Raw genomic sequence first — 12,086 nt, 5'->3', positions numbered from 1 at the left:
ATCCTGCAACATCAAATTTGCAGGTACATATTTAACTTTTTCAGATCAATGATAAACCCAGCATTTAGCAGCATATCCAAACCTAAAAGTCCATTAATATCTTCGTAAATGTGGCTTGTAAAATCCAATGAACAATTATTAAGGCAATATTCTCCGACCTCGACTTTGTCCACTTTCTTTACAAAAGAATGTTCTCTCCCCCCTATGCCATAAGAGGTAACAATTTCATCCTCACCACTTATTCGTATACCTATTTCATCAACACAATCTTGGGTTAACAGGGAATGCGAGGCACCTGTATCTATTACAACATTGCTTATTTGCTTCGTTTTCCCTCTATATGTAATTTCAATACTAGTAAAAAGCAATCCATCTCTATAGTCAATGCGCATTCCTTAACGCTCTCCTCAATCCAATTCTCGTTCTCAACTTTATCACTACTACTTCATTTGCAGTATGATAAATCAAAACATTATCCTTAGATTCCAAAAGCTCACGCGTTGCTTTATCATCTGCTATAGGCCCAATTACAGCTATTTCATCCACATACTCCTTGTCGTTTTCAATATGTGATTTTAAAACTTCAAACTTAACAAACTGATTGGGATAAATATTTCTTACCTCATTCCACTTCATATAAAAACATCCTCCCAAAATTTAGTATAAATTAGTATATCATAAAAATCAAAGCTTCAATAGCCAACCCTAGTCAACGAAAATAAATGGGAATAAGAAATTTCGTAGAACGTTTCACATTCTCGATGGCCCTGAGTAGTAACTTTGTGTTGTCCCCAAACCGTGAACCTATCGCCAAAGGCACTAACCGATCAAAGAAAAGGTCTTTTACTTGGATGGAATCATTCCACGAACGTAAGCATCCTCTTCCGGTTTGAAAGTTCTATGACTACCCTTTCATTATTGCTCATCAGCGCCTTAAGTTCTTCTTTTGTCCCCTTGGCGATAATCCTGCCGTGGTCCATGATAACGATTCTGGTACAGATCTCTTCAATTTCCTCCATATAATGTGAAATGTAAATGACGGTAGAACCCATTTTGTTGAGTTTCTTGATTGATTGGATGATGTGGCTTCTGGACTGCGGGTCTATACCCACTGTCGGCTCATCCATGATAATGAGCTTTGGATGGTGGACTAAGGCGCAGGCAATGTTTAGTATTCTTTTCATACCGTTGGAATACTTTTTGGGGTACTGCTTCTGCTTATCAAGCAGGCCCGTAAACTCCAGAGCTTCTTCCACCCGTTCCTTGAGGAGTGATCCTTTTAATCCATAGAGTTTCCCGAAATAACAAAGGTTTTCATAAGCCTTGAGATCTTCAAAGATCGCAATATCCTGAGGTACAACACCCAGATCCCGCTTGATCTCCAATTCGCAATCCTTGAAGTTCCTGCCGAAAATCAGGATTTCACCGCTATCGGCCCTTGCTAGCCCGATCATTGCGTTTATGGTGGTGGTCTTACCCGCACCTTAGGACCCAGCAGCCCAAGAATATCACCTTCTTCGATGGACAGACTGACATTATCTACAGCAAGTACATCTTTGTATCGTTTTACTAGATTTTTTACTTCAACTAACATTTGCTAACCTCTACCTAAGCAACAAATCAATTTTAGCTTTTATCTTTTCAGCCTCTTGAACAAAACTTGTACTAAAATCAAACAGATTTTGGCCATAAAAATCAGCGTCTACAACCACGGGATCATAGGGGAAATGCCCTAAAACCGGCAGAAAATCAAGCACCTGTTAGATCTCGGCAAGTTTGGCCACTGCCTGAGCTGTTTCAATACTGCGTCGCCCAGGTTCCACCACAACAATAAAGGCATCCACACCCATGGCTGTCCCCCCGCCCGAAATGTTCCAGTCCTGCTTCCATATCTAGAATCGCAATTTCGTTTCTTTCCAGGACAATATGATCCAAGAGACTTTTTAACAGGGTACTTTCCGGGCAGGCACAGCCGGTTCCTCCTTGGAAGTTCATTTTCCGGTAACGAAATAAATAGCTTAACGAGTTTACTTTGGATAATGAGCTGTCTCCTTTGCATCAGCCCCTTCGGGCAAATAAATTCTTGTTCGAATCATTCCGGCAAATTCCCCATCCTTAAAATAGCTGCTATAGGTAATAACCATCCCAAAGGCTATTTTGGTAAAGGATTTTAATTCCCCGGTTTTGAACCGCGATATAAAGTCGGCAATCTTTTGGCGATTTTCTTCCTTGTGACAGTCTAAAGCCCACAAACCCATAACGGTTTTCCCATAGAACTCTTCCTCGAATTTATTGGCCCAGATCACATTGAAATCTGCATCTGTAACCAAAAGTCCCGCAGAAATATCCTTAAAAATCTCACCAAAATTCATTCCTATACACCTCCAGCTATCTTGTCGTCTTCTGTTACTAGTAACATAATTCTATTTCTTTCTCATCTTCTCTGGAATATACACGCAGAATGGCTCTGATGCCATATAATTTCCAGTTGCGCCGTATGCACGCGCTCTTGATCCACCACAAACTTTGTTGTACTCACAAATACCGCATTTACCTTCGTACTTATCTGGTGAACGCAAGTCTTTTAAAATAGGGCTTTCGCGGTAGATGTCGCGCAGTCTATTTTCCTTAACGTTACCAACTACTAATGGTAAAAATCCACTGGGTGTAACGTCACCGATGTGTGATACGAAGATGAAACCATTTCCATCGTTAACTGCTTTTGGTGCTCTTGCCAGACCGTCAATGAACTGAGCCATGTCACGTGTCTTAGTACCTTCGAAAGTGATTTGCTCACCTGTAGTACCATTTTCCTTAGCACGTTGTTGGAATACAACACGACGATAGTGCTGACCCGCAGTTGTTTTTATATCATAAGGCGCATCTTTACTTAACTCATAAAGCCACTTGAACACTTCTTCGTGCTGAGCAGCTGTTATACAATCAGCCATTGAAGCGCGTCCGGTTGGAATCATCATTAAAATGTACCAAACCGAAGTCTTCAACTCTTTCATTAATTCCGCCATTTGCTCAACTTGGTGTAAGTTTGCTTTGTTAATGCAAGTATTGATCTGATGAGAAACACCAATTTCATTTAAATATTTAATTTTCTCAATTGTTAAATCAAACGTTCCATCGATTCCACGGAAAGCATCGTGCGTCTTAGCATCTGCACCGTCAATTGAAAAACTCCAACGAGAAATCCCAACTTCTTTCGCCCTGTCCATGCGCTCTTTGGTTACTTCAACAGTAGCACTTGGGCTCATGGAAACACGCATTCCTTTTTTAATAGCGTAATCTGCTAATTCAAAAAGGTCTTTTCGAAGCATACAGTCCCCACCAGTGAAAACCAGCATCGGGTTGTCCATTGCGTAGATTTCATCGATTAGAGCGATACCTTGCTCGTGGGTTAACTCCTCCGGATGCGGATCAGGTTGCGCATCTGCACGACAGTGTTGGCACTTAAGCCCGCAGGCACGAGTAGTTTCCCAGATTACGATGAACGGGTTCTTATCGTAGTCAACGTTCATTCCCGGGTGCCCACCTGGATGACCACCTTTACCCTGCGGATGTCCGCCCATTCCGTGAGGATGTCCACAGATTTTCATTTTATTTTCCATTTTAAATCACTCAATTCATTTTAGTTTTCAAAATTTTACACAAAAATCGGGCGAAAGTCCACTATCAAGCGTGCCGGTATTTCAGGAGGAACGGCGGTAATAACTCCAGGGGTCTGGGAGAAAATCACACGTTTCTTCACGTTATAACTTAATGTAACTATCGACCTTATTTCTAAATTACTCCCCTTGATAACACGAAGTATGATGACCTATTTCGTAGTTTCAAGGGGGCTTTTATTATATTTAATCTGTTAAGTACGCTTTTTCAACACTCGGTGATAGATTAGCATATCTTCGTCAGCCTCCCATTCGGGGAGCTTGACAATAGAAACTTGTTTACCAGGCACTTTCCACTGATTCAACTGCTCCATGAACCAATAGAGTCCACACATTTCATCAGGCCGATTGCTGTACCAGATTCGCAGAGATTCTCCCGCTACTGCGCGTTCCTGAACCGTTTTCAGATTTTCTTTTACCCTTTTAAACCGGGCTGATTCTCCGAAATATCCCCAACGCTGAGCACAGGATTAAGCCGGCGAATGGACTCCAGATAAACGGCATAATCCTCCTGGGGCTTAATAATTTTATATTTAGTATAGAGAGGCGGCAAGCGGCCATTTTTTGGGGAAGCCTTTATAGGCGTGAGCAATCCTGACTCGACCAGCCTTTCCACTTCCCTCTGAAAGCGAGAATAATCCGGCTCTCCGAGGATCTGCTGGAGTTCCAGATCGGTAATCGTTTTGCCGGCAGTATTCAGGAGTTTTTCGATTTGTCCCATATCTATCCCTTCTTAACACATTCTGATGCGCATTTTTTAATGCTCTCCCCAATCCAATTCTCGTTCTCAACTTTATCACTACTAGGGGTCTCGCCAACCTTTTAACGAAAATATACGCTAAGACATTTTATGGAAGCAAAAAGCCGGATTTCCTTACTCTAAGGATCACCGGCTTTTTTGTGCTTACATCTTTTAATAGACATCACCACGATTGTCGATAGTTAATATATATATAATTTGTTCCTTATGATTAACTTCAAAAATTATTCTATATGTACCAACTCGTAAACGCATCAACTTTACTTGCCCTTTAAGAGGCTTAATATCTCCAATCGGTGGACGAATGGCTAAACCTGATATTGCTTTACGGATACGTTCCTGAACAGCTCTTTCCTGCTTGGCAAGAAATTTTATCGAATCACGGTTTAATGTCAGTTGGTAAATTGAGCTCATGCATCGCATCCTCCCATGACACAAATTCCGTGTTGTTATTCATTTGCCGTTCTTCTTCTTCACTTAAGGGTATATCATCCGGCTCCATTAGGTCAATTTCATCCCAATCGGGTCGCCTATGTCCAATTGTTAAATATTTCAAATAATCATAAGCAGATTGCTTGGCCTCTTCTGGGAGTATCTTTACCAGCTTTAATAAATCATCATTACTGATAGCCATGAAAACGCCTCCTATCTAATGTCCGCTAATAAAGATTAGCGGTTATAACCCCTGCTTAAAATAAGTCTTAATGTCCGCTAAGGTTTCGGCTAAGAAAAAATTATCATGTCCGCTAAGGTAAGTCAAGAGTTAGGAGGAGCTGATGCAATGAATGTATCCACTCAAGGAGAACTGATAATTGCCAAGTTTATCGATACCTTAACTATCCGTGAAGATTTAAAGCCAAAGACGTTAAAAGAGTACGCAAGTGACCTAAAACAGTTTATTGGTTGGTTCGAAGCACCTGAACACCAGGAAGAGGATAGGCAATTTTACTTCTGATAACTCTAAGTCTTTGGAACCATGTTAAAACCTCAAATCTACACCTTCCAATAAAAGCTGAGGACATATCTCGTGTGACATTATAGGGTGTTGATGGTCATAAAGAGGCGACGCAATATAATATTATCAATTGATTTAACTCGGCATCAGATATTAAGGAAAACTTAGATTTTGCAGGAGAAACACCAGATTCAGGGATAATTATTTATGAAAAGAACGGTAAATAGCTTTGCCAAAATAAATAAAATAAAGCCCTACAGTATAATACCGGGGCCCAAGGTCTTCTTCATTCCATGCTTAGGCTGTCAGGCAAAATAAGCACATTTTGTTGATGTCCCGCTTTGAATGAACTCTTCCTAATCCATCAAAAACACCAAACCTAAATCAATGTTCAAGTCAGCTAATATTCCAACCTTGATTTTATCCGGATACTGGTAAAGTCTGCTCCTTTGTTCTGGTTCCTTGGTGAAAGACCATTTGCCACCTTCCATCGAGGAACTTCCAAATTGAACTGCGCAATGAATTCCTCATTTCTTCTCTGGATTCATTGGTCTTAACTGCCCGATAGGTAGCTAGTACTACATCCGGCGCAAAGACTTTCACTTGAAAATCCTCAATAATCACTGGAACTGCAGGAGAATGTGGTAATTCTTCGACAACTTGTAACTTATTGAATATGCCCCCGGAACTCCCAAATTCAACAAAATCGTCAGCTAGAAGCCATGAAATTTCCTCTCTGGAGCGACGAATCTCAGGTTGTAACAGTCTGTCTTCCCGATCATATATTTGTTCGTAGAGTGATGATGTCATTTTCAATATCCTTCCTTCATCATGAAAATGTTTTTGCTGCATTACCTAATTCGACTTAAACTAGTTTTAAATTCAGATTGTACATTCTTCCTCCTTTGTTTTACTACAGTGAAGGATGGTTAATATTCACTCCGCCACCTTTGTTAAACGAAACTTTCCAAAACCACCAACTAACGTACCCTTTTAACATAACCTCTGAGGATATGTTTTGAGATGACTGTAAGTCTCTAAATTTCTCTTTAGGAACGAAAGCTGTAAACTTCACCTGTTTCCCAGGTTTAATAAGTTCTTTATTACCTTCAGTGGCTTTAGCCTCTATAGGTTGCATATATTCCCTTGCCGTAAAATATAAAGCGTTATTTTTTAAGCTATAGCTACCGTTATTGATCACTTTTATTGTATAAGTTACGCCATCCGAAGTAATTTCTTGATTTGCTAATGATACTGCTACCACCTCGTCATCAAATTTTGGGGGGAAATTATTCACGTAATACAAACTTAGACCCAAAACGATAAGGGCCAATATGATAATCATTCCGATTAGCTTTTTCTGCTTAATCAAAGATAAAACACCCCATTTACCTATTGACTGTAAGTATAATTTTGGCTTTTACTCATTAAGCATGACTGATTGGGATAAATAGTTCTTACCTCATTCCACTTCATATAAAAACATCCTCCCAAAATTTAGTATAAATTAGTATATCATAAAAATCAAAGCTTCAATAGCCAACCCTAGTCAACGAAATAGATGAGAATGGGAAATTCATCACTAATCTTCCAAGGCGGTGCTGCTGCCTGTCGTACGCAAGAAGCCAATTGCCAAAAAGCAACCGGCTTCAACAATGAACTACTATTTAATCTTTAGAGTCCAATTACCTTTTACCACAAACTTCGGCCAGCCCACATTAAACTTAGCATCTTTTAATTTTTCGTCAAAACTGATACGCATTGTGCATACGTCACCTTGCCAAGTGCTGTCACCTCTTTGCACATCTTTACTGTAAAGGTTAACCGCTCGAACAGCAACCCCTTCTGTGCCTCCCGTGTTCACAGCAAATTTTAACTCAGCTGTTGTTGCGGAGGTTCTTTTAATACTTTCCAAGGAGATTTTTTGTAATTTCAGGTCGATATCCTGGCCGATTCTTTTTTCTTCATTTAACCCCGGAATTGCCACATCAATATCACCAAAGTTCTTTTCATAACCAACAAGCAAACTTGGTATTTGCAGTTCAATTTCTTTGTCGACAGGAGCCTGGGATTCAAATTCGGTGATGGGTGTTCCCACAGCATTTTTAGCTTGATTGTAGGTGTAAACGTTTTTATCTTTGTCATACCCAATGAGGGGCTTGGTCATTGAGGAAGTCCCGCTGTTGTTTATGATGCCCTTTTCATTTTTAAACATGTTCGTCACAGTATTTTGAGCCAGTTCACCAATGCCGATCAGTTTCAAGTCTTTATCTGTAAAGCTCGTTAAAATCTGCACACCCTGTTTAGTCTTTTGATAACCAACATTTACCCAACCAATATCCGTTTGTTCAGCAGCTTTAATTTCGCCGTTGCCAACTACAGGCGCGCCTTCTGCTAAATGAATACTATAACTTTTATTTCCAATCATCAATTTCAATTCTTTCGATGGCGAGAACACGTAGTTCCGCTCTGCTTCATTCCAAAAACTGAGGAACATACGATTATTGTCGTAATCGTAACCTCCCGGTTTATATAGTTTGCCGTTTTCCGCAGCAACTGATATTTCCGGAAGTTTATCTTCTCGTAAAGAAAAACTTAAATTCATTTCCAACTTGTCTTTTGAAAAAATAACGTTCTCCAATTTGCTTTCCTTATCCAACTGCAAGGGGGATTCCAGATAGTAGGCACTTCCGTCTATCACCGTTGAATAAATTGCTCTTTGATTGAAAAAAGATCTGACAAAATCTGAGATTTCTCCAGCATAGGCGTTTGATACACCGATAAACATAATTAAACACGCTGCCACCATTGGATAAATTCTATTCCTTTTTCGTTTCACTTTTAACTGCTCCTTATTCAGCTTATTGAATGCTTTTTGGGTAATAGAGTCCTGATCGACTTCCAAGTCACTCATTAAATCATCCAGCTCCTTAACCAACAAATCGTTATCAAGATTTTGCATTAGCGTCTGAATTTGCTTTTCAGTCATAGGATAAAGCCTCCTTGATTACTTTTCTGCCTCTTAAGAGCCTGTTGTCCAGCGCCGAACGGCTCAACCCCAAAGATTGCATAATATCGCTAATTTTCTCGTTGTAAATATATCTACGGATAAAAAGTTCCTTGTCCTTTTTATTAAAGCTATTAATTGTTTCCAGCAGTTTTTTCTGTGTTTCTCTGTCAATAATCTGCTTTTCAACGATATCAGGCTCCTCAATCTGGTAATCATCAAGGCTTACGACATCATTTTTTTTAAGAAGTTTGCGCTTATATGTAAGCGCTTTAAACTTTGTGAGGATTAAAACCCAGGTTTTGAAATTGCTTCTCTCGCTATTAAATTCATTAACTTTTAACCAGACTTCCAAAAAGACATCCGCTACGCACTCTTCTATGTCTTCTTTACTGTTGCCAATGTTTAAAATGTTATAGGTTAAATAATAAACTGGTTTGGTATACTCTTTGATTAAGAATCCATAAGCGTTCAAATTTCCCTTTTTGATTTCAGATATGAGCTCACTCTCTGAAAAGTTCATTTATTTATCTCCTTTCATAGAATACTACGTTTTCTATCTGCGATTTCTCTTAAAACTTTTTATAAAAAGTGTTTCTCACAGTATATTCCAGTACAGCCAGTGCCTGGGGCAGTTGTTATCATTTACGACTATTTTACAACAGAAAATATAGAAGAGCAGTTTACCCCTTGTGAGTAAGCTGCTCTTCTATTTAATCTTACCTTGCATTAAATTATCCGAGCTTACCGAGAAAAGGATGACCTTCGCCATTCGATCCTGTTTTTCTTGCAAAGCACTTTGTAAAAGCATAGCTTTTGAGGTGAATCGCTTTGAATATTCTCCGCGCTAGCTATCCCCTACCCAGGTAATCTGCTCCCTATCCTCATCGGCAATCTCCAGATTAGCAGGAATCCGCACCAAAACTTTTCGTGCGCCGTGCATAACCCCATTCCTGCCGGCACTTGTATTTTGAGCTTTCTGCTTAAATTGATTCACAACAAACGTCTCGCCGATGGTTTTAAAGACCAGCTTTTGTTCGCTGAGTGCCTCAATCTGCAAAATCCCCTTCTCCAGAGATATTTTCGGGGGAGCAACTATTTTCGTGAAATCAATCGTTCCTGCATAATGAGGTGCCACATAGGTATTGACTTCGATAATTCCATCGGCACTTTCTTTGCGTTCTATGTAGATTTGCTCATAGCCAGAATTTCCCACAGTTCTTATTTTTAATGGTGGAGTTTCTGTTGCATCTACTTTAAAAGTCTGACTACTATTCTTATATACCCCCTCTTGTTTCTCGAAGCTCCCATCTTTCGGAAGGCCAAATTGCCACCTGCCCTCTCTCCAGTCATCGGGAGTTTCAGATATCTGCCCCTTGCTATGGTTATTGGCCGCTTGAATCAGCCCATCCTGACCAAAGAACACGACCAGAGATACCAGAAAAAGTACCGTGAGATAGCACCCCGCTGCAATTAAATTGGTTCTCCATTTATACAGACGATAAAGCATGGGCTGCATACCCTTTTTGAGAAGGAAAAGGGAAAGTATTCCCAAGGCCAAGATCACAAGGGGCAATAATGTAGCTGTATTGCTCATCTTTTCACCTCCATTAGTTTAGAAATAAACATGCTTAGCCCAAAAAGAAGACAGACTGTGGAGAATACTTTTAGGACGAAGAGCTCCAAGGAGCTTTCCGAGATATAAAAGCCCATGAGGTTCCCAAAGTTAAAAGCGAAAATCCTGATGTATCCGAAGCCAAAGGTTAAAATTACCATCCCCAGAATAATTGCTGACGTCTTATTTAAGGTGCTGATGGTCTGAATCAGATAAGTGATTGCCGCCAGCAAAATCAGATAAAGACTTGCCACGAAGATACCCAGAAGCAAATTCTGAGGTGCGATCCCCAGCTCCCCAACAAGAAACTCCCCTTCACTTTGAGTCATGATCATGATAATCCGCTGGCCAACACTCATAAGAACTCCCGTCACCCCCGCAAATACGGCAGAGGTTAAGAGGAGCATTATATTAGAAGTGTGGTCAGTCATTCGATTGCTTACCACTGAAAATCCTATACTCCGATAGGATTGAGAGCCTATTAAGGACGACACTATGATTATCCAGATAAAGGAGAAAATTAAGATCACGTCTCCGGAATAAGTATTGACAGAGACCCAAATAAATTCCCCGCCGGAAGACATGCTGCCCCGCATGCCCAGGGAAGAAAGCAAGCCCAGCAGCTGGGTGAAGATTAGGGAATAGATGAGGCCGGAGTGACCTTTTAGCTTATACAAGTATTGCTTCAGGACGATTTGCTGCCAGGGAATTTTTTTGACAATGCTGTTGGAAAGCCTAGTCTCGTTTATAGACATCATCTATCCCTCCCTTTGTCCCGGCCGTCAGATAAATACATAGATCATCAATCCCCACTGGGATTATCTCTACCCCGGCTTGTCTTAGTTTCTCATAGCCTTCCGGAAGTCGCTCGGTCTTGACCACCACGTACAAACTCCCCTTGGCAAACTCCTCACGGCAGAGGATTTCTTTCTCTGCCAGTTGGTGAAGAAGCCTCTCGCTGATGATTTGAGCATTTCCCCTCAAGCCCAATGCATACTGCTTCATCTCCAAAATTGAGGTATGCAGCCTCTTCGTCCCCTGATCCAGGAGCAGAACATCTTCGAGAATATCTTCAAGCTCTCCCAGCAAGTGACTGGATAAAATCACGGTTCGGGGATATTCGAGGTAATCCTTAAGGAGGGCTCGGTAAAAATCCTTACGAACAGCTGAATCCATACCTGTAGTAGGCTCATCCATAAGGGTGAGGGGACAGCGGGCGGCAATTCCGATAATGGCATTAAATGTACTTTTGCTTCCCTTCGATAAATTGCTGTGCCGCTGCTGAGGATTGAGGCGAAAATAATCAAATAACCCCCGGGCAATCTGAGCATCCCAGTTTGGATAAAAGGGAGGCATTTCCCTCAAAATGTCAGCTAAAGTGAAGGAATTCGGAAAAGCCATGCTATCATCCACAAAAATCATATTCCCGGCGACCTCTAAATTATCAAAAGGATTCTGGGAAAAGACCTTCAGTTCTCCTTGAGTTGGCCACAAATACCCAGCTATCATTTTTAACAGCGTAGTCTTGCCGACCCCATTCCTCCCGATTAAACCCGTGATTGTATTTTCTGGGATCATGAAGGACAAATCCTGGATTGCCTGAATTTTACCATAGGTCTTTTTCAGGTCATAACTTTCGATCACACTCATCTTCCCCTTTCCCCTTCCTTCGGAGTTTCATAATAGGCTTGCTCAATCATTTGGGATAATTCCTTTTCTCCTACCCCGAGGCGCCGAGCCTCAGCCACAAGTTCCCTAATCATCTGTCCAAGGGTCTGACTTTTACGCTTAGTCAATATATAGTGCTTAGCCTGGGGAGATACGAACATTCCTAATCCTCGTTTTTTATAGACAATCCCCTCATCGGCCAAGAGATTCAGACCTCTAGCCGCTGTAGCCGGATTGATGGTAAACATATCTGCTAGCTGATATTGGGAATAGATACGTTCATCTTCGGGGAGGTTATCATTTAAAATTTCTGCCTCAAGCCACTCAGAGATTTGAACATAGATGGGCTTAATACTGTCGGGGTTAAAGAGCACAGCATTCACCTCCGGCCATTCTTGTGGTGT

The 12,086-nt window shown here is 40.9% G+C and carries 17 protein-coding genes and 2 pseudogenes; 1 reads left to right on the top strand and 18 read right to left on the bottom strand.

Going from position 1 to position 12,086, the window contains the following annotated elements; translation table 11 throughout:
• Positions 1-11 precede the first annotated feature (11 nt).
• From DESYODRAFT_RS12140 to DESYODRAFT_RS12100, 10 genes and pseudogenes are all read right to left on the bottom strand, one after another.
• Entirely contained in the window at positions 12-392 is a 381-nt protein-coding gene (locus DESYODRAFT_RS12140) for a retropepsin-like aspartic protease (protein ID WP_007783348.1), read from the bottom strand.
• On the bottom strand, positions 382-636 hold the full coding sequence (locus DESYODRAFT_RS12135; RefSeq protein ID WP_007783346.1) for a hypothetical protein: 255 nt from the start codon (positions 634-636) through the stop codon (positions 382-384). The genes DESYODRAFT_RS12140 and DESYODRAFT_RS12135 overlap by 11 nt, the downstream gene beginning before the upstream one ends.
• A 254-nt stretch (positions 637-890) precedes the next feature.
• Positions 891-1,594 (bottom strand): annotated as a pseudogene (locus DESYODRAFT_RS12130) (ABC transporter ATP-binding protein); the annotation flags it as partial.
• Between the two features lie 10 nt (positions 1,595-1,604).
• Positions 1,605-1,986: pseudogene (locus DESYODRAFT_RS12125) on the bottom strand (ATP-binding protein); the annotation flags it as partial.
• A 41-nt stretch (positions 1,987-2,027) separates the two neighbouring features.
• Positions 2,028-2,372, bottom strand: a complete 345-nt coding sequence (locus DESYODRAFT_RS12120) for a hypothetical protein (RefSeq protein WP_007783344.1) — start codon at positions 2,370-2,372, stop codon at positions 2,028-2,030.
• A 51-nt stretch (positions 2,373-2,423) separates the two neighbouring features.
• Complete coding sequence (locus tag DESYODRAFT_RS12115) at positions 2,424-3,620, bottom strand: TIGR04053 family radical SAM/SPASM domain-containing protein (RefSeq protein WP_007783340.1); 1,197 nt, start codon at positions 3,618-3,620, stop codon at positions 2,424-2,426.
• Between the two features lie 251 nt (positions 3,621-3,871).
• On the bottom strand, positions 3,872-4,084 hold the full coding sequence (locus DESYODRAFT_RS27340; protein WP_083842166.1) for a DUF1835 domain-containing protein: 213 nt from the start codon (positions 4,082-4,084) through the stop codon (positions 3,872-3,874).
• Positions 4,085-4,092: 8 nt separating this feature from the next.
• Positions 4,093-4,398, bottom strand: a complete 306-nt coding sequence (locus DESYODRAFT_RS29205) for a hypothetical protein (RefSeq protein WP_042338485.1) — start codon at positions 4,396-4,398, stop codon at positions 4,093-4,095.
• A gap of 192 nt (positions 4,399-4,590) precedes the next feature.
• Positions 4,591-4,851, bottom strand: coding sequence for a type II toxin-antitoxin system RelE family toxin (locus DESYODRAFT_RS12105; RefSeq protein ID WP_007783338.1), 261 nt, complete (start codon positions 4,849-4,851; stop codon positions 4,591-4,593).
• Entirely contained in the window at positions 4,817-5,071 is a 255-nt protein-coding gene (locus DESYODRAFT_RS12100) for a hypothetical protein (protein ID WP_007783337.1), read from the bottom strand. The genes DESYODRAFT_RS12105 and DESYODRAFT_RS12100 overlap by 35 nt, the downstream gene beginning before the upstream one ends.
• A 147-nt stretch (positions 5,072-5,218) precedes the next feature.
• Between DESYODRAFT_RS12100 and DESYODRAFT_RS28190 the strand changes: the two genes are divergently transcribed.
• A complete protein-coding gene (locus DESYODRAFT_RS28190; protein WP_007783336.1) occupies positions 5,219-5,392 on the top strand; it encodes a site-specific integrase in 174 nt (57 codons plus the stop codon).
• A 420-nt stretch (positions 5,393-5,812) separates the two neighbouring features.
• Here DESYODRAFT_RS28190 and DESYODRAFT_RS12095 read toward each other — a convergent pair whose 3' ends face one another.
• From DESYODRAFT_RS12095 to DESYODRAFT_RS12060, 8 genes are all read right to left on the bottom strand, one after another.
• Positions 5,813-6,202, bottom strand: coding sequence for a nuclear transport factor 2 family protein (locus DESYODRAFT_RS12095; RefSeq protein WP_007783335.1), 390 nt, complete (start codon positions 6,200-6,202; stop codon positions 5,813-5,815).
• 103 nt (positions 6,203-6,305) lie between these two features.
• Positions 6,306-6,764 (bottom strand): hypothetical protein, encoded by a 459-nt coding sequence (locus tag DESYODRAFT_RS12090; RefSeq protein WP_242833630.1) that lies wholly within the window; start codon positions 6,762-6,764, stop codon positions 6,306-6,308.
• Positions 6,765-7,055: 291 nt separating this feature from the next.
• Positions 7,056-8,381, bottom strand: coding sequence for a hypothetical protein (locus tag DESYODRAFT_RS12085; protein WP_007783332.1), 1,326 nt, complete (start codon positions 8,379-8,381; stop codon positions 7,056-7,058).
• Positions 8,374-8,922: a sigma-70 family RNA polymerase sigma factor gene (locus DESYODRAFT_RS12080; RefSeq protein WP_007783331.1), complete on the bottom strand. Its 549-nt coding sequence runs from the start codon at positions 8,920-8,922 to the stop codon at positions 8,374-8,376. Before DESYODRAFT_RS12080 ends, DESYODRAFT_RS12085 begins: the two co-directional genes overlap by 8 nt.
• Positions 8,923-9,246: 324 nt before the next feature.
• Entirely contained in the window at positions 9,247-9,996 is a 750-nt protein-coding gene (locus DESYODRAFT_RS12075; RefSeq protein ID WP_007783330.1) for a hypothetical protein, read from the bottom strand.
• Positions 9,993-10,769 carry a hypothetical protein gene (locus DESYODRAFT_RS12070; RefSeq protein ID WP_007783328.1) on the bottom strand — a complete coding sequence of 259 codons (777 nt, stop codon included), beginning with the start codon at positions 10,767-10,769 and terminating at the stop codon, positions 9,993-9,995. Before DESYODRAFT_RS12070 ends, DESYODRAFT_RS12075 begins: the two co-directional genes overlap by 4 nt.
• A complete protein-coding gene (locus tag DESYODRAFT_RS12065; protein ID WP_007783326.1) occupies positions 10,750-11,664 on the bottom strand; it encodes an ATP-binding cassette domain-containing protein in 915 nt (304 codons plus the stop codon). Before DESYODRAFT_RS12065 ends, DESYODRAFT_RS12070 begins: the two co-directional genes overlap by 20 nt.
• On the bottom strand, positions 11,661-12,056 hold the full coding sequence (locus DESYODRAFT_RS12060) for a GntR family transcriptional regulator (RefSeq protein ID WP_007783324.1): 396 nt from the start codon (positions 12,054-12,056) through the stop codon (positions 11,661-11,663). The genes DESYODRAFT_RS12065 and DESYODRAFT_RS12060 overlap by 4 nt, the downstream gene beginning before the upstream one ends.
• Positions 12,057-12,086: the final 30 nt, after the last annotated feature.

It is taken from the genome of Desulfosporosinus youngiae DSM 17734, assembly GCF_000244895.1.
In the GTDB taxonomy this organism is placed as follows: Bacteria; Bacillota; Desulfitobacteriia; order Desulfitobacteriales; family Desulfitobacteriaceae; genus Desulfosporosinus; species Desulfosporosinus youngiae.
The sequence above is the reverse complement of the archived record's forward strand: the minus strand, read 5'-3'. Positions and strand labels throughout refer to the sequence as shown.